Origin of the sequence: Streptomyces sp. NPDC020875 (genome assembly GCF_040641415.1) — a bacterium.
Classification (GTDB): domain Bacteria; phylum Actinomycetota; class Actinomycetes; order Streptomycetales; family Streptomycetaceae; genus Streptomyces.
Genome location: NZ_JBFADP010000033.1, coordinates 22,523 through 46,037, shown reverse-complemented (window position 1 = coordinate 46,037; position 23,515 = coordinate 22,523). Strand labels below are relative to the sequence as shown.

The 23,515-nt window shown below is 73.2% G+C and carries 21 protein-coding genes; 10 read left to right on the top strand and 11 right to left on the bottom strand.

Annotated elements, in window-relative coordinates:
- The first annotated feature begins 16 nt into the window (after window positions 1-16).
- Together AB0G74_RS20175 and AB0G74_RS20170 are read left to right on the top strand one after the other, a co-directional pair.
- Entirely contained in the window at window positions 17-1,240 is a 1,224-nt protein-coding gene (locus AB0G74_RS20175; RefSeq protein ID WP_361148145.1) for an MFS transporter, read from the top strand.
- Between the two features lie 174 nt (window positions 1,241-1,414).
- Window positions 1,415-1,699: a hypothetical protein gene (locus AB0G74_RS20170; protein WP_361148066.1), complete on the top strand. Its 285-nt coding sequence runs from the start codon at window positions 1,415-1,417 to the stop codon at window positions 1,697-1,699.
- On the opposite strand, the gene AB0G74_RS20165 is transcribed toward AB0G74_RS20170, so the two are convergent.
- Window positions 1,684-1,950 carry a DUF5133 domain-containing protein gene (locus AB0G74_RS20165; RefSeq protein WP_361148064.1) on the bottom strand — a complete coding sequence of 89 codons (267 nt, stop codon included), beginning with the start codon at window positions 1,948-1,950 and terminating at the stop codon, window positions 1,684-1,686. The genes AB0G74_RS20170 and AB0G74_RS20165 overlap by 16 nt on opposite strands.
- 448 nt (window positions 1,951-2,398) lie before the next feature.
- Between AB0G74_RS20165 and AB0G74_RS20160 the strand changes: the two genes are divergently transcribed.
- Window positions 2,399-3,097, top strand: coding sequence for an HAD family phosphatase (locus tag AB0G74_RS20160; RefSeq protein WP_361148062.1), 699 nt, complete (start codon window positions 2,399-2,401; stop codon window positions 3,095-3,097).
- A 206-nt stretch (window positions 3,098-3,303) separates the two neighbouring features.
- Entirely contained in the window at window positions 3,304-5,037 is a 1,734-nt protein-coding gene (locus AB0G74_RS20155; protein WP_361148060.1) for a dihydroxyacetone kinase subunit DhaK, read from the top strand.
- Window positions 5,038-5,089: 52 nt separating this feature from the next.
- On the opposite strand, the gene AB0G74_RS20150 is transcribed toward AB0G74_RS20155, so the two are convergent.
- The 10 genes from AB0G74_RS20150 to AB0G74_RS20105 all read right to left on the bottom strand — a co-directional run bounded on the left by AB0G74_RS20150 (window position 5,090) and on the right by AB0G74_RS20105 (window position 16,032).
- A complete protein-coding gene (locus AB0G74_RS20150) occupies window positions 5,090-6,253 on the bottom strand; it encodes an SLC13 family permease (RefSeq protein ID WP_361148143.1) in 1,164 nt (387 codons plus the stop codon).
- 122 nt (window positions 6,254-6,375) lie between these two features.
- Complete coding sequence (locus tag AB0G74_RS20145) at window positions 6,376-7,179, bottom strand: alpha/beta hydrolase (protein ID WP_361148058.1); 804 nt, start codon at window positions 7,177-7,179, stop codon at window positions 6,376-6,378.
- 149 nt (window positions 7,180-7,328) lie between these two features.
- The gene (locus AB0G74_RS20140; RefSeq protein WP_361148056.1) at window positions 7,329-8,090 is read right to left on the bottom strand and encodes a creatininase family protein; all 762 of its coding nucleotides are present in this window, start codon (window positions 8,088-8,090) and stop codon (window positions 7,329-7,331) included.
- On the bottom strand, window positions 8,087-9,130 hold the full coding sequence (locus tag AB0G74_RS20135; protein ID WP_361148054.1) for a dihydroorotate dehydrogenase: 1,044 nt from the start codon (window positions 9,128-9,130) through the stop codon (window positions 8,087-8,089). The genes AB0G74_RS20140 and AB0G74_RS20135 overlap by 4 nt, the downstream gene beginning before the upstream one ends.
- Window positions 9,127-9,675, bottom strand: a complete 549-nt coding sequence (locus AB0G74_RS20130) for a hypothetical protein (protein WP_358826956.1) — start codon at window positions 9,673-9,675, stop codon at window positions 9,127-9,129. Before AB0G74_RS20130 ends, AB0G74_RS20135 begins: the two co-directional genes overlap by 4 nt.
- A gap of 148 nt (window positions 9,676-9,823) precedes the next feature.
- Entirely contained in the window at window positions 9,824-11,275 is a 1,452-nt protein-coding gene (locus tag AB0G74_RS20125) for an aldehyde dehydrogenase family protein (RefSeq protein WP_361148051.1), read from the bottom strand.
- On the bottom strand, window positions 11,272-12,618 hold the full coding sequence (locus tag AB0G74_RS20120; protein ID WP_361148049.1) for a hypothetical protein: 1,347 nt from the start codon (window positions 12,616-12,618) through the stop codon (window positions 11,272-11,274). Before AB0G74_RS20120 ends, AB0G74_RS20125 begins: the two co-directional genes overlap by 4 nt.
- Window positions 12,602-14,086, bottom strand: a complete 1,485-nt coding sequence (locus tag AB0G74_RS20115; protein WP_361148047.1) for an amidase family protein — start codon at window positions 14,084-14,086, stop codon at window positions 12,602-12,604. The genes AB0G74_RS20120 and AB0G74_RS20115 overlap by 17 nt, the downstream gene beginning before the upstream one ends.
- 77 nt (window positions 14,087-14,163) lie before the next feature.
- On the bottom strand, window positions 14,164-15,645 hold the full coding sequence (locus tag AB0G74_RS20110; protein ID WP_361148045.1) for a condensation domain-containing protein: 1,482 nt from the start codon (window positions 15,643-15,645) through the stop codon (window positions 14,164-14,166).
- Between the two features lie 15 nt (window positions 15,646-15,660).
- Window positions 15,661-16,032, bottom strand: a complete 372-nt coding sequence (locus AB0G74_RS20105; RefSeq protein ID WP_361148043.1) for an ectoine synthase — start codon at window positions 16,030-16,032, stop codon at window positions 15,661-15,663.
- Window positions 16,033-16,237: 205 nt separating this feature from the next.
- Here AB0G74_RS20105 and AB0G74_RS20100 point away from each other — a divergent pair, with 205 nt between their 5' ends.
- The 6 genes from AB0G74_RS20100 to AB0G74_RS20075 are packed head-to-tail and all read left to right on the top strand — an operon-like array spanning window position 16,238 to window position 23,512.
- Entirely contained in the window at window positions 16,238-17,344 is a 1,107-nt protein-coding gene (locus tag AB0G74_RS20100) for a sugar phosphate nucleotidyltransferase (RefSeq protein WP_361148041.1), read from the top strand.
- The gene (locus AB0G74_RS20095; RefSeq protein ID WP_361148039.1) at window positions 17,341-18,924 is read left to right on the top strand and encodes a fatty acid--CoA ligase family protein; all 1,584 of its coding nucleotides are present in this window, start codon (window positions 17,341-17,343) and stop codon (window positions 18,922-18,924) included. The genes AB0G74_RS20100 and AB0G74_RS20095 overlap by 4 nt, the downstream gene beginning before the upstream one ends.
- Window positions 18,921-20,249: a nucleotide sugar dehydrogenase gene (locus AB0G74_RS20090; protein WP_361148037.1), complete on the top strand. Its 1,329-nt coding sequence runs from the start codon at window positions 18,921-18,923 to the stop codon at window positions 20,247-20,249. Before AB0G74_RS20095 ends, AB0G74_RS20090 begins: the two co-directional genes overlap by 4 nt.
- Window positions 20,242-21,222, top strand: a complete 981-nt coding sequence (locus AB0G74_RS20085; protein WP_361148035.1) for an NAD-dependent epimerase/dehydratase family protein — start codon at window positions 20,242-20,244, stop codon at window positions 21,220-21,222. The genes AB0G74_RS20090 and AB0G74_RS20085 overlap by 8 nt, the downstream gene beginning before the upstream one ends.
- Window positions 21,219-22,364: a glycosyltransferase family 4 protein gene (locus AB0G74_RS20080; RefSeq protein ID WP_361148033.1), complete on the top strand. Its 1,146-nt coding sequence runs from the start codon at window positions 21,219-21,221 to the stop codon at window positions 22,362-22,364. Before AB0G74_RS20085 ends, AB0G74_RS20080 begins: the two co-directional genes overlap by 4 nt.
- Window positions 22,361-23,512 carry a DegT/DnrJ/EryC1/StrS family aminotransferase gene (locus AB0G74_RS20075; RefSeq protein ID WP_361148031.1) on the top strand — a complete coding sequence of 384 codons (1,152 nt, stop codon included), beginning with the start codon at window positions 22,361-22,363 and terminating at the stop codon, window positions 23,510-23,512. Before AB0G74_RS20080 ends, AB0G74_RS20075 begins: the two co-directional genes overlap by 4 nt.
- Window positions 23,513-23,515: the final 3 nt, after the last annotated feature.

The window sequence follows — 23,515 nt, the reverse complement described above, 5'->3', positions numbered from 1 at the left end:
CCCCGCGAACACATCCATGAGCGCCCCCGCGGGCCGTCCGCGCCACCGCCCCGGATATCTCGCCGCGGCCGGGGTCTTCGCCGCCGGAATGGCGGGCACGACCCTGCCCACCCCGCTGTACGGGCTCTACCGCGAACAACTCGGCTTCTCCGAGCTGACCGTGACCGTGGTCTTCGCCAGCTATGCCGTCGGGGTGATCCTCACCCTCCTCCTGGTCGGCAGCCACTCCGACCGCGCGGGCCGCCGGCCCGTACTCCTGGCCGCCCTGCTCTTCGCGGCGGCCAGCGCCGGATGCTTTCTGCTGGCGGACGGACTGCCACTGCTCTACGCGGGCCGGGTGCTCTCCGGCTTCTCCGCCGGGCTCCTCAGCGGGGCGGGCACCGTGACCGTGCTGGAGCTGGCCGACCCGGCCCACCGCTCCCGGGCCGGATTCGCCGCGACCGCCGCCAACATGGGCGGACTCGGCTGCGGACCGCTGCTCTCCGGCTTCCTCGCCGAGTACGCGCCCGCCCCGCTGACCCTGCCCTTCCTGGTCCACCTCGGGCTGCTGGCCGTGGCCGCGACCGTGGTACTGCTGCTCCCCGAGACCGTGCCGGACCCCCGGCCGAAGGCACGGCCCGTACCTCAGGGGCTGTACGTCCCCCCGGAGGTCCGGCCCGTCTTCGCGCCCGCCGCCGTCGCCGCGTTCGCGGGCTTCTCCCTGCTGGGGCTCTTCACGGCCGTCGCGCCGAGCTTTCTCGCCGAGACGCTGGGGGAGCGGAATCTCGCCGTCTGCGGCGCGGTCGTCTTCGCGGTCTTCCTGGCCTCCACGGCCGGACAGGCCCTGACCCCCCGGATCCCGGCGACCGCCGGTTCGAACCCGGCCCTGCCGCTCGGCTGTCTCGTCCTGGTCGCCGGAGTGCTGATGGTCGGCGGCTCGCTGTGGGCCCGGTCCCTGCCCCTGCTGATCATCGGCGGTATGTGCGGCGGGCTCGGCCAGGGGCTGGCCTTCCGCGCCGGGCTCACGGCCGTCAGCGGCGCCGCGCCCGCCGCCCACCGGGCCGCCACCGTCTCCTCGTTCTTCGTCGTCGCCTATACGGGGATCTCGGTCCCGGTCATCGGGGTGGGCGCCCTCGCCGTCACGCTCGGACTGGTCAGGGCGGGGCTGATCTTCACCGGCTGTGTGGCCCTGATCGGGATCGGCACGGGGATCTGGCTGGTCCGGCGGCGGCCCGGCCGCGCCCCGGAGACCACCGGCTGAACGCCGACCCGCTCAGGTGCCGTGCGATGACGTTCGATGCCGTTGGACGCCGGTGAACGGGAACGTGCGCTTCCCGTTGCCCCGCGCCCCGAACACCGCCAAGCTCGGGTCGGCCCCGGGGCGAACGGCCCCCGGCGGCCCCCCGGGACGACAGGAAAAGGAGTGCACTTCGTCATGTCCTTGACCAGAAAGCCCTCCCCGGCAGGCCGGCTCTCCGCCGTCTGCGCGGCGCTCGCCCTGACCGGTGCCGCACTGCTGACCGCGCCCGCCGCCGGGGCGGCGCAGGTTCCGACCGCCCCGGCGGCGGCGCCCGGAGCGGCCTCGGGCTGGGTCCCGATGGGGACGCACCCGTCGTACTCGGCCTGCCAGTCCACCGGCCGGTACCTGGTCAGCATCTGGCTGATCCCCGACTACTACTGCGACCCGTACCCGCCGTACATGCTCTACGGCTGGAAGTAGGCCGCCCCCCGGCCGCCCGGCCGGCGTCCGCCGCGCGCGGAGATCAGTCCGCGCGCGGCGGTGAGCGCCTGTGACTCCCGGCGGGTCCCGGTGATGACGCAGAGGGTGTAGACGATCCCCTCCAGCCGGATCGAGGAGTCCGCCCGGGCGGACGGTTCCGCCGTCAGCGTGTCGTAGCGGTCGACCAGCTCCCGTACGACATCCGTATCCGGCTTCGGCACCATCTCCGGGTCCTCCTCGGGTCCGCTCACGACGCTGACACCCCCCGGTGACACGCCCCCGGCACCCCTTCGATGGTCCCCCGCGCCCGGCGCGCCCGCACCCGGGAAGCCGCCCGGCGGGCCGGGCGGCGTACCCCGGCGTGTCGATTTCCTTCCTTTCAGGAACATAATCCCGGGGGACATATATGCATCGATCAAGCGCTCAGTTTCGCACTGAAACAAAATCAATATACCCGAAATGCCGGGGCTCCGAAGAATGATGATAGGACTTAATTTACCTGCTGTTCGGGGTCGGGCATCTTCGGCTTGTGTCACTTTCGGAATGCATCTTGACTCCGGCTGTAGTGGCAAATAACTTTCCAAGAGTCACTTTGTCGACTCCGGTACGGCCCGCCTTCGATGCGCGCCGGTAAAGCGCCTGAGTAGCGCTCACGGCATTCGGAGTTCGATTCCGCTGAAACCATCGGAAGGTGGTTGCATGCTGAAAAACAGAAGCCCTCAATGGTCCCCACGGGCCGTGGTGTTCGACTGCGACGGCACCCTGCTCGACAGCGAGAGGCACTGGATCGACGCGCGACGGAAAGTGCTGGACGACCATCGCGTGGTCCCCGACGAGAAGTTCGCCGAACTGGCCCAGGGGGTGCACTACACCGAGTGCGGCCGGCTCATGGCCACCATGGCGGGGCGGCCGAGAAAGGCCGCGGAGATGACCGAGGACCTGCTCAGGACCTTCCGCGCCTTCGCCGCAGCCGAGCCCACCACCTGCCCCGGAGCGCCCGAAGTGGTCACCTCCGCGGCGGGCCGGGTCCCCATCGCGGTGGCCAGTAACTGCCCCCAGGACGTGGTGGAGAGCTGCCTCGACAGCGCCGGACTGCTCCGGCACTTCCGGCATGTCGTCGTCCCCGGCGGACCCGTACGCCCCAAACCCGAACCCGATGTGTACGAGGAGGCCGCCGCGCGGTGCGGATTCGACCCCGCGGACTGCCTCGCCATTGAGGATTCCCTCTGCGGAATTCGCTCAGCGGTGTGTGCCGGAATGCCGGTGATCGGTATCGGGGAGAATCCGTCACCGGAAGGGCTGCAACTGGCGGATGCCTGGGTCTCCTCCCTGGCCGACCAGGAACTCGGGCACTGGATCAGCGGCTGGACGAACCAGGATAGCCACGGCATCGGCTGACCGCCCGCCGAAGCAACGGGGGGCCGGGAAATAGGGGATTTCCCGCCCGGGGCGTCGCCGATGCGTACGCCCCCTTGCTCGCGCCGATCCGCACCGCCCGGCTTACAGTCGTCCAGAAGGCGGAGCGCCCGGCGCCCGCGCGCGATCCTCGCGTACCGCACCCAACGGCGCCGTCGTACCAGTGGTTTCACCCTACTGGAGGTACGATGAGCTACTTTCTCCCCGCTGACGAGGCCGTGCTCACGGCCGGTCGAGGACTCGCCCTCACCCATCCCGGGATCGCGTTGTCCGTGGAACCCCTCTATCTGCTGGCCAGACGGCCCGCCCCGGAGCGGCGGGTGGCCCTGGTCGCCGGAGGCGGTGCCGGACACGAACCCCTGCACGCGGGTCTGCTCGGCCCGGGCGGACTGGACGCGGTCGTCCCCGGCGCCGTCTTCACCTCACCCGGCAGCGCCCAGATCGCCGCCGCCTCACTCGCCGCCGCCGACCTCGGCGGGCGCGGCGAAGTGCTGCACATCGTGAAGAACTACACGGGCGACCGGATCAACTTCGCGCTGGCCGCCGAGCAGATACGCGCCGCGGGCATCGAGGTCGCCGAGGTCGTCGTGGACGACGACCTCGCCACCGACGGCACGGCCGCCGGACGGCGCGGCACGGGCGCCACCGTGGTGGTGGAGAAACTGCTGGGCGCCCTGGCCGACCGGGGCGCCGGACTCGACGCCCTGGCCGAACTCGGCGGCCGGATCGCCCTGGCCTCCCGCAGTCTCGCCGTCTGCGCCCGGGCGCACACCTCACCGGTGCTCAAATCGCCCGCGTTCCACCTCCGGCCCGATGAACTCGACTACGGCGTCGGTATCCACGGCGAGCGCGCCGCCCACACCGTCACCGGACCCCACGGGGTGGAACTGCTGGTCGCCCGGATGACCGGGGAACTCCTGGCGGACGTGCCCGCCGGGCCGCACGGAGTGATCGCGGTCGTCTCCAACCTGGGCAGTACCAGCGATCTGGAGATACGTATCGTCAGCGCGCTCGTCCACCAGCAGCTGCGGGCGCGCGGGATCGCCGTCCACGCGCTCGCCGCCGGGACCTATGTCACCGCCCTCGACATGGCGGGCTTCAGCATCACCCTCACGGCCCTGGAACCGGGCTGGGCCGAACTGTGGGACGCCCCCACCGACACCCCCCTGCGGCTGCCGGGCGCCGCGGCGGCCCGGGCCTGCGAGGTCACCCCGCCCGCCCCCGCCCCCGTCACCGGCGGCTTCCCCGGCAGGGCCGCTACGGACCCGGCCGGACCCGGCGGCGGGTTCCTCGGCGAACTCCACCGGATCTGCGCCCTCACCCATACCGACCTCACCGAACTCGACCAGGCCAGTGGCGACGGCGACTTCGGCGACAACTTCTGCGGCGGTGTCGCGGCGGCCGTCCGGCTGGTTGAACGTTCCGGAGTCCCCGGCGCCAACGCCCTCGCCGAGACCTTCCGCGACCGGGTCGGCGGCTCCAGCGGGCCGCTCTTCGGGATCCTCTTCACGGCCCTGGCCACCACCGCCGACCGGGCCCCCGCCGACCTCCCGGCCATCGCCGCCGCCCTGCGCCAGGCCCTCCTCAGGATCACCGCCCTGGGCGGCGCGGTACCCGGCGACCGCACCCTGGTGGACGCCCTCGCCCCGGCGGCCGACACCCTGGAACTCACCCCGACGGCCGATCCCGGCCGGACCGTGACCGCCGCCGCCCGCGCGGCGATCGAGGGGGCGGGCGCCACGGCGGCCCTCACCGCCCGCCGGGGCCGGGCCAGCTATACCGGTGACCGCTCCCGGGGGCTGCCGGACCCGGGCGCCGTCGCGGTCGCCCTCGTTCTGACGGCCCTGGCGCGGACCCATGAACCGGCGCTGGCCGGCGAACTCCCCGCCCTGCGCGCCATCACCCGGGGCGACACCCGCTGACGGCCCCGGGCCGCCCGTCGCGGGCCGCGGGCGCGTCCCGTACCGGGCGGGCTCAGACCACCAGCGCCAGTGTCACCGTCGCGGCCGAGGTCGCCGCCACCGCCAGCACCAGACCCGTCCCCATGAAGCGCCCGAGGCCGATCTCCGTCCCGTACCCCCGGCACCGTTCGAACCAGAGCAGGGTCGCCAGCGACGCCCACGGCGTGACGACCGAACCCACGTTCACCCCGACCAGCAGGGCCAGCAACTGATTCGCGTTCTCCACCGGCACGGCCGCCTCCCCGGCCATGTAGGCGGGCAGATTGTTCAGCGCGTTGGAGACGCCCGCGCCCACGGCGGCCGAGCGGAGCATCCCGACGAGGCCGTCGTCCGAGCCCATGGCCGCCGTCAGCAGCGAGTCCAGCCCATGGGCGTTGACGGTCTCCACCACCAGGAACATCCCCGGTACCAGTACCAGCAGCCGCCAGGGGATCAGGGAGAGCGCCAGCTCCTCCCGGCGGCGTACCGCGAACGCCACCACCACGACCAGGGCCGCCGTCAGCGACGCCGACCACAGGGGCACCTCGGCGACCAGGAGCGCCAGCAGAAAGCCCCCGCACGCCAGGGCGCAGACCCGGAACAGCACCGGATCGTCCGGCACCTGCCGGGGCGGCGGGGTGTAGCCCCCCAGCTCCCGGTGGGCCCGCCGCCAGTAGAAGCCCCACAGACACGCCATGGTGACCACGATCGCGACCAGTTGCGGCGCCCACATGACGGTGGCCATCTCGACGGGCGAGAGCGCCACCCGGTCGGCGGCGAGCAGATTCGTCAGATTGGAGACCGGCAGCAGCAGACTGGCCGTGTTCGCCAGCCACACCGTGGTCATCGCCAGCGGTACGGACGCCAGCCCGACCCGGGCGGCGAGCGCCAGCATCACCGGCGTCAGCAGGACCGCCGTGGTGTCCAGGTTCAGGGTGACGGTGACGGTGGAGGCGAAGAGCACACAGAGCAGGAAGAGCCGGGGATAGCTGCCGCGTCCGGCCCGCGCCACCCCGGTGGCGATCGCGTCGAAGACCCGCGCCCGCCCGGTCAGCTCCGCCAGGACGATCACCGAGCCGAGGAAGACCAGCAGGGGCAGCACCCGCACCGTCGCGTCCACCGCCGCCTCCTCGGGCAGGGCCCCGGTGACCACGGCGAGCAGCCCCGCGGCCAGCAGCCCGGCGGCCAGCCGGTCCAGTGGACGCGTACCTGGCAGGACGACGGCACGCACCGAGGAGACCTCCCGCGACTGCGGTATGAAAAGCGGCATGATGACAAAAGGGGGCGGGCGGGAGGACCGGTGGACGCCGGAGGGGGGAGCTACTCGGCGGCCAGTTCCGCGAAGAGGGCTCGAACGGTCGTATCGCTCGGTACGTGGGTCGGCTCAGGCTGCCGGGTGAGGACCGCGTCCGGGAGCAGCGCGACCGTGGCGCTCACCGCATCGTACGGCACCATGTCGTCGTCGGGCGTGTGCCAGAGGCGTACCGGCCGGCGGACGTCCCCGGGCGTGAAGCCCCAGGGCCTGGTCTGGAGCTCGACCTCGCGGGCCGGGCCCAGACAGCCGTGTCCGGCCATCTCCGCCAGCGCCGTCCGGGCCGTCGGATGGGCGGCGAAGGCTTCGGCCCAGCCGGGCGCGGCCTCGGCGAAGTGGGCGATCAGCTCGTCCCTCGGGGTGTCGCGGTAGAACGCCCAGACCGCCAGCGCCTCGGCCGGGTAGTGGCTCCGTACGCCGTCGTCGATCACGTACGGCAGTCCGCTGAGCACCCACACCCCCCGGACCCGGGAGCCGGGCGCGGCGGCCTGCGCGTAGGCGTAGGGCGCACCGGCCGAGATCCCGGCCACATCGAACCCGGTGACGCCGCAGGCGTCGAGTACGGGCTCCATCAGCGCGGCCCACGCGGCGATCGACGGCATCTCCAGAGGCGGGGTCAGACCGTATCCGGGCCGTTCGACCGCGATCAGCCGGACCCCCGCGGCCCGCGCGTAGTCGTCCCAGAAGTCCGGCAGTACGGCGGATCCGATCGATCCGTGGTGGAGCAGGAGTACGCGCCCCGAGGGATCCCCGTACTCCGCGACCCCCCATATCGGGCCGTCGGCTCCGCCCTTGACGGTCCGTCGGTTCATCGAGCCTCCAGATCCCGGGACGATGCGAGGTAAGGCGAACCTTACCCGGCCGGTCCGGGGGATCACCGGCCCGGGACCCGGGGCCGGTGATCCTTCCCTCATTTCATGGGTTGCCCGACGTCCGGGAGCGCGGCGGACGCTCCCGGGGGTCACGCCAAGGCGGCCAGGACGTTCGTCACGACCTCCTCGAAGAGGAGCGCCCCGAGTTCGGCGGAGGCGCCCGTGGTGGACGACAGGACACCCCGGTTGGACATCCGGGCCGCGTCCACGGGATGGCGGTAGATCCCGGCCGGTGGCGGTGTCTTGTGCTCCGGGCGGTCGGGACGGACCGACTCGGGGCGCAGATGGAGCATCAGACTGGTTTCGGTGAGCCCGGCGTGCTCGGCGTGCCAGCCGGGGAAGTCGGGCAGATGCCCGGCGATCCAGTCCTCCCGCACCAGGCTCCACCAGCTGAACGCGGTGATCTCGGTCTCCGGGAACGCGGTCCCGGGGCGACAGCCCTCGATGGCTTCGAAGAGCAGTGCCTCGTTCTCGTAGTGGCCGTTGACGATCACCAGCCGCCCGGGCGCGAGGGGCGCCAGGGAGAGCAGGGTGTCGGTGAGACTGTCGATCAGGGTGGCGCCCCGCAGATGCAGGGTGCCCGGCCAGTGCGCGCCGCCGCCGCTCTGCGGCAGCGACCGGGCGGAGACCGGCTGGGTCGGCAGCAGGAATCCGTCCAGCTCGGCGGCGATCCGCCGGGCCAGGGCCTCGGGGATGTCGAGGTCCACGGAGAGCGGCAGATGCGGTCCGTGCTGTTCCAGACCGCCGATCGGCCAGACCAGGGTGGCGCCGCGGACGGCGGACTCCACCTCGGTACTGGTCAGATCGCCGTAGAGCCGGGGCGCCGGGGCGGCGGACGTACGGTCGCTCACCGCGGCCCCCCGCTCCCGGCCGGGGACCCGGCACCGCGCGCGGCACCCTTCGCGGCTCCGGCTCCGGCGACCGCCGGGGTGCCGTTGCCGTTCGCGGACCCGGCCCCGGGGCCTTCGGCCGTAGCCGACGGGGCCGCCGTCAGACTGCGCCCGACGAGATCGGGCACCGAGAGCCCCGTACCGCTGAGCCAGTCGTCGACCCCCCGGCAGATCTTGTCGAGGGTGCCGTGCATGTCCTGGTGAAGGGTCGTATAGACCTGTACGGCGTCGGCGCCCACGCTCAGATACTCGATCACGTCCCCGGCGGCCTGGACCCCGCCGCCGCCCAGGACCGGGATCCGGATCCCCCGCCGCCGCAGGGCGTAGATCTCGGCCAGGACGAGCGGCTTGATACCGGGACCCGAGTAGCCGTAGGCCCCGCCGAGCTGGACCCGTCCGGTGGCCGCTTCCACCGCCAGACCCGCGATGGTGTCGCTGAGGGTGATCGCGTCCGCGCCTTCGGCCACGGCGGCCTCCACCCGCGGGACCAGGTTCTCGCCCGCCGCGAGCTTCACACTGAAGGGCACGGTGACGGCCCGGCGGACCGCCCGGGTGTACGCGGCCACCCGCTCGGGTGTGTCCTCCCCGTACTCCTCGTCGTTCAGACAGGAGATCCCCAGCTCCAGGGCCGGACTTCCGGCCGCCGTCACCTGCTCGGCGAGCCGGGCGAGCCCGGCCGGGGTGTCCGCGTGCACCGAGGCGATGAACGGCAGACCGTCGACGGAGAGCCTGCGGACGATCGCCAGCCAGTCGTCGACGCTCCGGCGCGAGTACGTCGTACTGTTCAGCATCCCGGTCGGCAGCCGCAGCAGCCGCTCGTCGCCGCCGGACGGCGGCGAGGGATGGATGGTCTTGGTCACCACCGCGCCCGCTCCGCCTTCCAGCAGCCGGCGGATATTGCGCTCCTGGTCGGTGAGCAGACCCGAACCCACCACGACCGGGGAGACCAGCCTCATACCGAGGATCTCGGTCGTGAGGGCGTTGTCGGCCTCGGTGGTCATGTCGTCGCCGTCACCTTGCCCGTGACCGCCGCGAGCAGCCGTATCAGCGAGTCCGGATTCCGCTGGGCGTGCGCCAGGTCGACCACGCTCACCCGGCCCACCATCGGCAGCCCGCGCAGCAGATGGCTGGCGTTCTCCGCCAGCGGTACCGGGGTCACCATGACGATCGGCTTGTCCTGGCCGGAGGCCCAGCCGAGTTCGATATGCGTACCGTCGGTACGGAGCAGCTCACCGTCCACCACCGGCAGGACGGGGACGAAGACGTCGCAGCGCCGCATCCAGTTGAAGTCCCGGACACTGACCTGGTCCGGGGTGAACAGCGGGGTGTCGACCCCGAACTTCTCCGCCACATGGGCCGAGAAGACGGTGGCGTTGGCGGCGGTGGCGGCCTCGATGATGTCGTGGATCGCGTGCCGGAGCGGGGAGTGGAAGCCGGTCGCGCCGCCCAGCGCGTGCTGGATGGGGCCGCCGACGAAGACATTGACGCCGGTGAGATCGGGGGCGTCGAAGGCGTGCTCGGCGAGATCGGGGCTGACTTCGGTCATGGCGTTCTCCAAGCCTGTTGCGGGTGCCTGTACGGGGTTGGACAGGGGTCTGTGGCGGGGAATGGACGGGGAGTCGGGGATCGGGAGGAACGGGAAATCCAGGGGAAGCCGGTGCGTGGTCCCGGGCGGTTCGGGGCCCGGTACGGGGTCAGGGCGGCGTCGACCGCTCGCGGACCGCGATATTGCGGACCTTGATCCGGGTGAACTCCAGCAGCCCCCAGGTGCCGTACTCGACGCCGACACCGGACTCCCGGTGCCCGCCGAAGGGGACGTCGTGCCGGAGATCGCCGTGGGTGTTGATCCAGACGGTGCCGCACTCCACCCGGGAGGCCAGCTCACGGGCCTCCCGCTCGTCGCCCCAGAACGACCAGCCGAGCGCGTGGGGACCCGTCCCGGCCCGTTCGACGGCCTCGGGCACGGAGTCGTACGGCACCAGGGGGATCACCGGACCGAACTGCTCCTCCGCCTCCAGATCGGTCCCGGGCGGCAGACCCGCGACGACCGTCGGCGGATAGAACCAGCCGGGGCCGGCCGGTACGGTGCCACCGGCCACCAGCCGCCCCCCGGCGGCCACGGCCCCGTCGACCAGGGCGGCGACCCGGTCCCGCTGGGCGGCGGAGACCAGCGGACCCAGCTCCGTCGCCGGGTCCGCGCCGTCGCCGACCACCGCCGACCGGGCCAGGGCGCCCAGCAGCCCGGCATAGCGGTCGTGCTGTGCCCGGGGTACGTAGACCCGTTTGACCGCCGCGCAGAACTGGCCGCTGTTCGCCATGGCGCGGGCGAACAGTTGCGGCGCGACCTCCTCGGGGTCGGCGCCGGGCAGGACGACCGCCGGATCGTTGCCGCCGAGTTCCAGCACGACGCCCTTCAGACCGGCCGCCGCCGCCCCCGCGATGGCCCGGCCGACCGGGATCGAGCCGGTGAACGAGATCAGCCGGACCGCCTCGTGCCGGGTCAGCCGCTCGCCGACGGAGCCGTCGCCGCAGACCACGCCCAGGGTGCCCGGCGGCAGCACCCCGGCCAGCAGATCCACCATCAGCAGGCTGGACAGCGGGGTCTCCGGCGCCGGTTTGAGGACGACGGTATTGCCCGCGAGCAGCGCCGGGGCGATCTTGCAGACCGCGAGGAGCAGCGGGAAGTTGGAGGGCGCGATCGCGGCCACCACGCCGTACGGCACCCGCTGGAGGGTGATCTCCGACGTCCCGTCGTCGACCAGCCGCCGTCCGCTCAGCCCGAGCGCGGCGGTACGGGTGAACCAGTCGGCCGCCGACCGGGCCTCGCGCAGGGCGTCCCGCAGCGGCTTGCCCTGTTCGCGGGTGAGCAGTTCGGCCAGCTCCCGCTCGTGGTCGGCGAGTACGGTACGGCACCGCCGCAGCAGGGCCCGCCGACGGGCCGGGGGCAGCGCCGACCAGGAGCCGAAGGCCCCGGCCGCCGCGTCCACCACCCGGTCGAGCGCCTCCGGGGTGGAGACGGGGGCATGGGCGAAGACCTGTCCGGTCGCGGGGTTCGCCACCGGCAGGCCCGGGTCCGGCGTGCCGGTAGAGCCCCCTCCGCCCGTGTCCGGGGTCGTGGCCCTGGTGGAGGTCGTTGCCGTGGTCATGTGCGGCTCCCCGCGGTCGGCCGGGCGAGGGGTGCGACCGCCCCGGCCACGGCGGCGTTGACGGCCCGGTGGATCTCTTCGGTGATGCCCTCGGCCTCCTCGGCACCGGCGGCGCCGACGATCACGCCCAGGGACGGCCGGTGCCGGCCGAGCGCGCGGACGGTGGTCGGATAGGCCCGCACCCCCTTCGCCCACAGCGCCCGGAAGACCGGGCGGACGTGCGCGGTGTAGGAGGGGACGGCGGTGAGCCGCAGCGGCAGGGCGTCGTGGGAGTGGACGACGACCCGCTCCCCGGCCCACCGTTCGGCCAGGGCGATGGCGTGCATCGCGCCGGTGCGCCGGGCGTTGATCTCGGTGACGTACAGCTCCCCGTCGAGGCCGAGCAGACAGTCGACGGAGAGCCAGCCCCGGAAACCGAGGGTCCGGGCGAAGCCGTGGACGGCCGTGCCGAGCGCCGTGATCCGCTCCTTCGGCCCGGGTTCGAGCACATCGGGGCCGAGCAGGAGACTGCGGTACCGCAGCCCGTCGACACCGAGGACGCTGTACTCCAGCCGGGGCGGGCCGTCGTCGGTGACGAGGACGTCCACGGCCGGGCAGTCCCCGGTGTGCTCGACGTACTCCTGGACGGCGAGCGGGAACGTACCGAAGAAGGGATCCCGCCGCAGGGTCTGCCAGAACCTGGCGATGCCGTCGGCCCCGCCCCCGGCGAGTGCGGAGCCATAGCCGCCGACGCCGTACATGCTCTTGACGACGGCCCGGCCGCCGTCGCCCGCGATCGCCCCGAGGGCGCCCCTGAGCTGCTCCCAGCCGGTGACGGAGAGCCCCTTGGGGACCCGGAAGCCGGGCAGGTGCGCGGCGAGATCGGCACAGCTCTGCTTGGACTCCAGATATTCGCAGGCCCAGGCGTCCCGGGGGGCCGGGACGTCCAGCCGGACCGTACGGCCCTGGGCGCGGAGCACCGTGGCAAGGGCGTAGAGGGCGGGTTCCGCGCCCCAGGAGACGAACCGCACCTCGCGCGCCCCGCCGAGCGCGGCCGACAGTTCGCCGAGGGCCCGGTCGTCGGCCAGCAGGTCCTGGACCAGCCGTCCGGTCACGGGCTCCGGCGCGACGACCGGGGGGACGGCCGTACCGAGTCCGGTATGGACATCGGCCAGCCATTCGGCCGAGTATCCGGCCGGGAGGACGAGGACCCGCTCCCGGTCGCTCCAGAAGACGCACTGGTCGGCCAGGTTCGTGCCGTGCTCGGCCAGATCGCGCTCCACGCCCGGGTCGAGGTCCAGTAGTCCGCGTCTCAGATTGAACTCGACGATATTCGGGACGACCAGGTCAATGGTGTCGGGCATGCTCTTCTGCCTTCCCGGAGGTGGTGCGCGTCAGGGGTGCGGGGGCCGGGGGACGGCCGAGCGGCGGCAGTACGCGTTCCAGGACCCCGGCGACGGCGAGGGTCGTACGGTCGCCGAGATAGGGGCCGGTCACCGCGACGCCCACCGGCAGCCCGGCGGGGGTCAGCCCGGCGGGGACGACCGTCGTGGGCAGTTCGCACACCCCGGTCAGTCCGGCCCAGACGATCTGGTCCCAGTAGGGGCGGCGCCGGCCGCCGACCACGATGTCCCGGTCGGCGAGCGGCCGGTGGTCGTGGGGGAGCGCCGCCGTCGGTCCGGTCGGCAGCAGGATCGCGTCGTACTCCTCGAAGAACCGGCGCCAGTGGAGCCGTAGCCGGGCCCGGTTGCCGTCGGCCTCCGCCCAGGACCGGTGGGTCTGGCCGACGTGTTCGGCGCCCAGTTCAGCGCCCGGCTCCCGCTTGCCGCGGGCGATCGCCGCGGCGTCGCGGACCGAGTAGCGGCCGTAGGCGACCGGGGCGAGCAGGGACCGGAAGACCCGGTCGCAGGCGTCCAGCCGGACCCCCCGGGGGACGGTCCGCTCCACCACGACCCCGGTGTCGGCCAGCCGGTCCGCCGCCCGTTCGAGCAGGTGCCGGACGTCCGGATCCACCGGGCAGTACGGATCGTCGAACCAGGCCGCGACCCGGCGCACCGGCCGGGCCGGGGGCAGTTCGAGCCGCCAGCCGGGCGCGTCCCGCGAGTCGGGGCCCGCGACCGCTGCGAAGACCGCCACCAGATCGGCCGCGGTACGGGCGAACGGACCGGCCGCCGTCAGATCCGGCACCGTATGGGCGAACGGCAGCGGCGGGACGTGTCCGTACGTCGGTACGGTACGGAAACTCGGCCGGTGCCCCAGGACCCCGCAGTGCGAGGCGGGCAGCCGGATGGAGCCCGCGACGTCGGAACCCAGCTCGACCGGGGTGAACCCGGCGGCGACCGCGCCCGCGGAGCCCCCGGAGGAGCCCCCGGGCGAGAACGCCGGGTCCCACGGGTTGCGCGCGGTGCCGAACAGCTCGTTGTGGGTCTGCACATCGGCGGAGTACTCGGGCAGGTTGGTCTTCCCGAAGATCACACAGCCCGCGCGGCGCAGCGCCGCCACCGCGTCGGCGTCCCGGACGGGCCGATGGGCGGAGAGCGCCGCCGCGCCGCCGGTGGTCCGGGTACCGGCGGTGGAGAAGCAGTCCTTGACCGTCATCGCCACCCCGTGCAGGGGCGGCAGCGGTCCGCCGCGCATGGTCGCGGCGTCCGCCTCCTCCGCCGCCTCGGCGGCCCGTTCGCAGACCGTCGCCACCAGCCGGAGCCGGGGATTGTCCCGTTCGACGGCGGCGAGCAGCGCCGACAGATACTCCCGGGCCGACAGTTCGCGGGCGGCGACGGCTCTCGCCACCTCGACCGCGGGCCACCAGCGGATCTCCTCGTCGCCGCCCAAACCGTCACCACCTCGTGTCGTCGGGCCCGCCGCCTGGGCCCGGTACCGGTGTCCGCCGCTCGTGTGCTCCGTCGTCGTCACGGACGTCCCGGGGTGCTCCGCGCGGCGGCCCCGGCGCGCTCCGTACGGGGCGGCTCGTCCCCCGCGTGGTCGACCAGCAGCCGTTCGACGGCCTTCAGGAACGCGCGGACGGCCGCCGGGGGAAGGACCCGGGGGTCGGCGCCGAGGACCAGCTGGACCCGGCCGGGCAGATCGTCGTGGACCACCAGGAAGAACCGCTCCGCTTCGTGCAGATCGCCCTCCCCGACGGTGGTCCCGGCCGTCGCGGCCCGGATCTCCGCCGGGGACGGGGGCACCGGGCCCGGCCGGTCCTCCCGGACCGCCCGGGCGTCGTTGAAACAGCAGGAGAGATCGATCGGTACGCCCCGCGCCCGCTCGTGCTCCCGGACCGCGCGCTCGGCGCGCCCGGGGTCGTACAGCCCGTTGGCGTAGGCCCGCAGCGCCGCGACCCGGGCCGAGCGCACCACGTCGCCGAAGGTCTCGCCCGTCACGTCGACGGTCACCGGGACCTCCAGATGGAGATTGGCCACGGTGCCGCGCGACGCCGGGTCGGTCCGGTTGGCGACCAGCAGCCGGAGGCCGCACCGGGGGAGCCCGCCGCGCCGGGCCAGCAGCAGTGAGACCGCGGCGAGCAGGACCGCCGAACTGCCGGACCGGTAGCGCCCGGCGAGTACCGGCAGGGCGAGGGCGAGAGCCCGTGACACCAGGGCCGTACTGGGGTACGGCGGCCCGGCGGTCGCCGCTTCCGGCTCCGGCTCCGGTTGCACGGGGGTTCGTGCCGGGGCCGGGAACATGGTCGGCGGCAGTGCCGTGAGCTGGTCGTGCCAGTAGCGGTCGGCCCGGTCCAGCAGCCGCCGGCCCCGTTCGGAACGTTCGAACTCCGCCTGCTCCAGCGGCTGCCGGTACGCGGGCGGCGGGGCCGGGGTCCGGCCCGCCACCCGGTCGGCCGTCAGCCGGACGAACTCCGCCTCGACCACCCGTAACGCCATCAGATCGGCCGCGAGATGGGAGACGAGGAAGGCGGTACGGACCGGTTCGCCGTCCCGGCAGACGATCGCGGCCCGGAACGGGAGATCGCGGCCGTGATCGAACCCGGAGGCCCGGACTCCGGCCTCCCAGGCCGCCACCGCCCCGGCCACGTCCGCCCGGCCCGTCGGGTCCGCCGGGCCGTTCCGGTCCGCCGGACCTTCGACCGGCAGGATCTCCACCGGGACCGAGCCCGATCTTCGGACCCGCTGGCGGAGTCCGCCGTCCGGGCCGGGGCCGTAGACCGTCCGCAGCGACTCATGACGGCTCACCAGTTCGCCTAGGACGGCTCGGATGTCGGAGACGGTGCTCCCGGGCGGCGGCTCCGCCCAGTGGAGCTGGTGGTAGAACGCGGAGTCCGGCATCCGCCGCCGGATCAGATCCCACATATGCCGCTGTGCGCAGGTCGCCGGTCCGGCGGCGGACCGCTCGCCGGAGAAGGCGATATCGCACCGGTTCGGCGACTCGGCCACGGAACCGTCCCGTCCCTAGTAACTCGAATGCACACCGGGGGTGAGCAGATGGGTCTCGGATCCGTGCAGGGCCGGAGAGAAGACGCACATCAGCGTCATCCCGTGCTGTGAGCGGAGAATGTGCGGTTCGCCCACTCCCGGCGCGTACAGCGTCCCTGGTTTGATCTCGAAAATACCTTCTTCGGTCTCCACTGAACCGGATCCGCTGACGCAGTAGCAGACTTCCTGGTGGTTGTCGTAGCGCAGATACGATTCGCTGCCGGGTTGTACGTAGGTCTCGGTCAGACCGAATCCCAATTGATCCGCCCGCACCACGAGCCGTCGGCTCGTGCCATTACCCCACTGCACATCACATTCACTTCCAACGACCTCTTCAACCGAACGCACCAACAAGGTCCACCTGCCCAGGATTCGTGTTTCCGTGAGGGTCGGCGACGAGTGTATGGAAGGCGCCCGGACTTAATCCACGGTCAGTACGGGCATGGCCACTTGGCTAGGCTCCCCGGTGCGGCCGTTCGAGGCTTCCCCGGGCCGTCCCCGGCCGCCAGCCTTGATCCCGTCGCGGTGACCACGGCGACCCGGGGAGGCCCCAGTGCGAGCGATCATCCTGACCGGCGGCAAAGGCACCCGCCTCCGGCCCTATACCGAGAACCGGCCCAAGGGTCTGCTCCAGCTCAGCCGGTACTCCATCCTCGAAGTCATCATCCGCCGGCTCCGAGGTGCCGGTTTCAGCCATATCACCCTCTGTGTCTCCCATCTGGCGGACCAGATCAGGGCCGAGTTCGGCGACGGCGAACCGCTGGGAGTGCGGATCGACTACAGCACCGACCCGCGCCCGCTCGGCACCGCGGCGCCGCTGGCCCGGGTCGCCGAATGGCACGGCCCGGCCCTCGTCATGAACGGGGACGTCCTGACGGCGCTCGACTTCGCCGAGCTGTACCGGACGCACAAGGACAGCGGGGGAGTGCTCACCGTCGCGTCCTTCCGCCGCCCGCTGCCGATCGGCTTCGGCGTCCTCGACGTCCGGGACGGCGCGGTGGCCGGGATCTGGGAGAAACCGACACTTCGGCTCGATATCTCGGCGGGTATTTATGTGGCAGATCCGGCCGTACTCGAAGCCATCGTGCCGGGAAAGGCCATTGACATGCCGGACCTGGTCGGGTCGATGATAGAAAGCGGACGGCGGGTCCAGGTCTATTCCTTCACCGACCGGTGGCACGACATCGGGACCCCGGAAAGATATGAAGAGGCCAAACGCTGCTTCGCGGCGGATCCGGACCTCTATTTACGCAACGGCGGAGCCCCGGCCCGGCACGGGACCGGAATCCGGCCCGACGAACCCGGCGCACCGGTTCTCCTGCTCCAATCCGGCACGGCATCGAGAGAGGCCAACGGGTCTGTGACGAACGACGATCCAGCGACGGACGAGCTGACCGACCAGATCGCCCAGGACATGGGGACCGTACTGGAGTGCCTGCCCCCGGCACCCGCCGACGACTTCTTCCTCCTCGGCGGGGACTCCCTGCGGGCCGTGGATCTGATCGCCCGGCTCACCGAGCGCTTCGAACCGGCCGACGCCGAGGCGGCCGACCGGCTCCACGCCGATCTGCTGCTGGCGGTCTTCGAGGACGCCAGCCCGGCCGCGCTGGCCGGAGTCGTACGGTCGCACCGCACGACGAGCCGGACGGGCGGCCGATGACCGACGACGGCTCACCGGCCCGGTCCGGCCGATCCGAACAGCCCGAAGGGGCCGAGCAGCCGGAACAGGTCCAACAGCCCGAAGGGGCCCGGCGGTCCGGGCCGCCCCCGGCCGGCCCCGACCTCGTCGGACTGCTGCGCGCCGGAGCCGCCCGCGACCCGCACGGCATCGCCGTCAGCACCCGGGGCAGCGCCGCCTGGCAGAGCATGACCCGTACCGAGCTGCTCGCGGCGGCGCTGAACGCGGCGGCCCGTCTGACCGCCCGGGACCGGCCGCCGGGACCGGTGATCGTCCTGGTCGACAACACCCCGACCTGTGTGGCGACCATGCTGGGCCTCTTCATCGCCGGAGTCGACACCCTGCTCGTCGAACGGGAGAACTCCCATCTGGGCGAGGCCGGTTCGGTCATCCACCGGCTGCCGCTCGCCGGACTCGTCGGCCCGTCCGATGTCGCACCGGTACCCGGACTCGACCGGCGCACCTTCGACGAGCTGGTGCACGAACCCGCCCCGGCGGGCCCGCCACCACCACCGCTGAACCCCGCGACGGCCGTCCTCCAGCTCACCTCGGGCAGTACCGGCGAACCCCGGATCGCCCGGCAGACCCTGGCCAACACCCTCACCGGCGGCGCGCTGTACCGGGACATCCACCGGATCACCCCCGCCGACACCGTGCTCGCCATGGTGCCGCTGGCGCACTCCTTCGGCCTGGTGGGCGCGCTGGCCACGGCACTGGTCTCCGGCGCCGGGCTCCGTACCATGTCCCGGTTCCGGCCCGGGGCGGCGCTGGAGGCCCTCGACGCGGGCAGCACCGTACTGCTCGGCACCCCGCTGGTGTACCAGCTGCTGACCCCGGTACTGCCGCGGACCGGGACGCGCGGCCGGGTCCGGGTCGCGCTGTCCTCCGGCGGACCCCTGGCGGGCACCGCCGCCCGGGCGGCCGGCGACCGGCTCGGCGTCACCGTCCACCAGGTCTACGGCAGTACCGAGACCGGCCTGATCGCCTGCGGCTACGACCGGGACGAGCCGTGGTCCGAGGAGAGCGCTGGGGCGATGGCACCCGGCGTCGACTGGCGGCTGCGGACCGGCCCCGCCCAGACCTCCCGGTACGGCCGGGGCCAGCTCCTGGTCCGTACCTCCACGATGTTCGAGGGGTACGCGGACGGCGGCGCCCCGCCCCCGGCGGAGGACGGCTATCTCGCCTGCGGGGACCTCACCGAGATCGGCGAGGACGGCGAGATCCTCGTCGTCGGACGGAAGGACGCCTTCGTCAACGTCGGCGGACGCAAGGTCAGTCCCCGCCGGGTCGAGAAGGCGGTATCCGAACACCCCGGGGTGAGTGAGGTACTGGTCTTCGGGGCGCCCGGCCGGGCCGGTGAGGAGGAGGTCCACGCCGCCCTCGTCCTCCGCCCCGGCCACGACTCCGCCGACGTCCTCACCTTCTGCCGGACCCGGCTGATGCCCTATGAGGTGCCGCACCGCGTCCACGTACTGACCGCATTGCCACGTACAGGCATGGGCAAGATCGACCGGCATCGGCTGCGGGAGACCGCGGCGATGCGGAATGGGGAGAACCGATGACCGACAGCACACCGGGTGACGGACGGGACGGCCGCCCCGTGGTGGTCGTGGGGCTCGGCTATGTGGGCCTCCCACTGGCCGCGTCGCTGGCCGCGGCCGGGGTCGACGTCGTCGGCGTCGAGACCAACCCCGCGACCCGCCGGACCGTGGCGGCGGGCGAGTCGCCGTTCTACGAACCGGGCCTCGCCGAACTCCTCCAGGGGCTGCCGAAGGGCCGGCTGACCGTCTCGGCGACCCTCCCGGACCGCCCGCCGCACGCCGTCGTCATCTGTGTCGGCACCCCGATGTCGGCCGAGACCGGACACCCGGCCCTGGGACATCTGGAGGCCGCCGCCGAAGCCGTGGCCGAGGCCATGGCGGACGACACCCTGGTCGTGGTCCGCAGTACCGTCCCCGTCGGGACCTGCCGCGAGACCGTACTGCCCCGGCTCCGCAAGCACATCGCCGAACCCCTGCTGGCGTTCTGTCCCGAGCGGCTGATCCAGGGCAAGGCGCTGGCCGAACTCGTCGCACTGCCGCAGATCGTCGGCGGACTCGACGACCGCTCCCGGGACCGCGCCCGGGAACTGCACGCCCTGATCACCCCGAAGCACGTCCCGGTCTCGTCCCTGGAGACCGCCGAGATGATCAAACTGGTCTGCAACGCGCACACCGATCTGCTCTACGGCTTCGGCAACGAGATCAGCATGATGGCCGCCGGATTCGGCCTCGACGCCGACGAGGTGATCGCCTCCGCCAACCGCGACTACCCCCGGCCCGACCTGGCCCGCCCCGGCTTCGTCGGCGGCAGCTGCCTCACCAAGGACCCCTATCTCCTCACCTACGGCACCCGCGCCCACGGCTACGAGGCCCCGATGGTCACGGCCGCCCGCCGGGTCAACGAGAGCGTGCCCGCCTTCGCCGTGGAACGCTTCGTCCGGGCCTACGAGGCCGGCACCGACCGGCCGCTCTCCCAGGCCAAGATCCTGGTCTGCGGGATCGCGTACAAGGGACGGCCGGAGACCGACGACGTCCGCGGCGCCGCCTCACCCGACGTGGCGAAGGCCCTCAAGGGCAGGGTCGCGACGCTCGCCGCCCACGACTTCCTCGTCCCCCCGGAGACCGTCGAGGCGCTCGGCTTCGAACCGGCCGCACTCGCCGACGGGCTGCGCGACGCCGACGGGATCATCGTCCTCAACGACCACCCGGGCTATGCCGCCGTCACCGCCGAGGCCGTCCGCTCCCGGATGCGGGCCCCGCGCGTGGTGTTCGACATGTGGGGCGCCCTCGAAGGCGCCCTCGCCCACCACCCCGACATCTCCTACCTGAGGCTGGGCCGTGTCTGAACGCGCGCTGATCACCGGGGGAGCCGGATTCATCGGACTCCACCTGGCGAAGGAACTGCTCCGGTCGGGTACCGAGGTCGTCCTGATCGACGACTACTCCCGGGGCCGCCCCGACGACGAGTTCGCCGCCGTCCGCCGGGACGCCCGGGTCGTCCGGCACGACCTCCGGCTGCCCGTCCCCGACGACCTGCTGCCCCCCGTCGACCACGTCTACCATCTGGCCGCCAAGGTCGGCGTCGGCCAGTCCAACCGGGCCCCGGGCGACGTTCTGCGGACCAATGTCCTGGCCACCATGAACGTGCTGGACTGGGCGCTCCGCCACAAACCGGCCGCGCTCTTCCTCAGCTCCACGAGCGAGGTCGGCGACGGGGCGGTCCGCAGCGGACTGGCCGAACTGCCCGCCCCCGAGACCGTGCCCTACGTCCTGCCCGACCCGGCCCTGCCCCGGGCCGCGTACTCCCTGGGCAAAGTCGTCTCCGAGGCGCTGCTGCTGCACGGCGGCGGGGAGTTCCGGATCCGGATCGGCCGCTACCACAACGTCTACGGCCCGAGGATGGGCTACGCCCATGTCATCCCCCAGTTCATCGAACGGCTGCTGGACGGCGAGAACCCGTTCCGGATCTACGGCGCCCACCAGACCAGGTCCTTCTGCCATGTCGACGACGCCGTCGCCGCGACCGTCGCCATGACCCGGCTGCCCGCCGACGAACCCCTGGTGGCCAATATCGGCAACGACACCGAGGAGATCACCGCCCTCGCCCTCGCGACACGCCTCTTCGCCGTCGCGGGCACCCGCCCCGAGGTGGAGATCCACCAGCCGCCCCCGGGCTCCCCCGACCGGCGGCTGCCCGATCTGCGGGTCCTGCGCGCGGCGACCGGCCACACCCCCCGGGTGGACCTCGACACCGGGCTCCGGCAGACCTACGAGTGGTACGCCGCCGCCCATCCGGAGCGGCTGAAGGCCCGTTCGTGATCGCGGTCCAGGTGGCCTTCGGCGGCTACCGGGGCACCCACGCGGGCGCCGAGCGGATGGCCTGGCACACCACCGCCCGGCTGGCGGCGAACGGCCACCGGATGACCGCCGTCACGGACTCCGTACCGCCTCCCGGACTCGACCGCGCCGCCGAGGTGTACACGGCACTCGCCGACGGCCGCACGGCGGCGGCCCCGGACCCGGCGCACCACCCCGGCGACCCCCGGGCCGGATCCACCGGACGGGCGGCGTTCGACCTGGTGCACGCCTATGACCTCGGCCGGCCCGAGTACGTCCGCGAGGCCCTGGTCGCGGCCCGGATCCACCGGGTCCCCTTCGTCCTCACCCCCGCCACGGACCCCCAGCTCTGGCCGGACCCGGAACTGGGCCGTACCGCCTGCGAACGGGCCGCCGTCATCTACACCCTGACGGCGGCCGAGGAGGACGCCCTGCGCGCCGCGGGCGCCCCCGCCGACCGGATGCGGCGGATCACCCAGGCCGCCGACCTCCCCGACCGCCCCGACCCGGCCGAGTTCCGGGCCCGGCACGGCGTCCGGGGGCCGATCGTGCTCTTCGCGGGCCGCCGGATCGCCACCAAGGGCTACCGGCAGCTCCTCGCCGCCGCGCCGCTGGTCTGGCGGCGGCTGCCGGACACCGCCTTCGTCCTGATCGGGCCCGGCGGCGACCCCGACCCGGCGGACCCGGTGGAGGCCGCGGTCCGCGCCGACCCCCGGGTCCTCGATCTGGGCGCCGTCTCCGACCAGGAGAAGGCCGACGCCATGGCAGCCTGCGCGCTGCTCGCCCTGCCGACCACCGCCGATGTCTTCCCCCTGGTCTTCACCGAGGCATGGGCCTGCGGGCGGCCCGTGGTCACCGGCCGCTTCCCCGGCGTCGGGGAAGTGGTACGCGACGGGGTCGACGGAGTGATCGTCGGCCCCGGCGCGGCCGAACTCGCCGACGTTCTGACCGGGCTGCTCACCGACGACGCCCGGCGGGACGCGCTGGGCGCCGCCGGACTGGCCCGGAGCCGTACCGAATTCGGCTGGGACCGGGTCGCCGACGACGTGGCCGCCGGATACCGCGCGGCCCTCGCCGGACGGCCGCCCGCCACGACCGCCCCCACGGGAAAGGAGACAGGGTGAACAGCGACCCCCGGTGGAAGGTGACGGTGGCCGACACCACCGTCGGCCCCGAGGAGACCGAGGCCGTCACGGAGGTACTCGCCTCGCGCTGGCTCTCGCTCGGGCGGCGGACCCGCGCCTTCGAGGAGGAGTTCGCCGCGGCCCTCGGCGCCCCGGACGCCGTCGCCGTCAGCAGCGGCACCGCGGCCCTCCATCTGGCGGTCCTGGCCCTCGGTATCGGCCCCGGCGACGAGGTGATCACCCCGTCCCTGAACTTCGTGGCCTCCGCCGAGGTCACCGCCCTGCACGGAGCCCGGCCCGTCTTCGCCGACATCCGCTCCCCGGACGACCTCACCGTCGACCCGTACGACGTGGAACGGCTGATCACCCCCCGTACCAAGGCGATCGTCGCCATGCACTACGGCGGCTACCCCGCCGACCTCGACGCCCTGCGGGCGATCAGCCGCGCCCACGGCATCCCGCTGATCGAGGACGCCGCCCACGCGCCCCTCGTCCCCACCCCGTCCGGAACGGCCGGGACCGTCGGCGACATCGGCTGCTTCAGCTTCTTCGCCACCAAGAACCTCGCCACCGGCGAGGGCGGCATGGTCGTCGCCCGCGACCCCGAACTCCTCGCCCGGATCCGGGCGATGCGCTCCCACTGTCTGACCAGCGACACCACCGAACGGATGCGGACCGGCGGCGCCGGATACGACGTACCCGCCGTCGGGCTCAACTACCGGCCGACGGAGCTGTCCTCCGCCATCGGGCTGGTCCAGCTCGGCAGGCTCGGCCGGGACCGGGCCCGCCGCCGGGCCGTCACCGGGATCTACCGCAAACGGCTCGATCTGCCGATCCCGTTCGAAGCCCGCCCGGACGAGGGCGCCCTCCATCTGGCCGTCGCCCTGCTGCCGCCCGGCGTCGACCGGGGCGAGCTGCGGGCCGAGCTGAACGCGCTCGGGGTCCAGACCTCGGTGCACTATCCGCCGAGCCACCGGTTCAGCTACTACCGGGACCGGCACGGCAGCACCCGCCGGGCGCTGCCGGTCACCGAGGACGTCGCGCCCCGGCTGCTCACCCTGCCGCTGCACGCCCGGATGACCGACGACGACGCCGAGTTCGTCGCCGACGCCGTCTCCACCGGCCTGCGCCGGGCGACCCGGAGGTAGGGC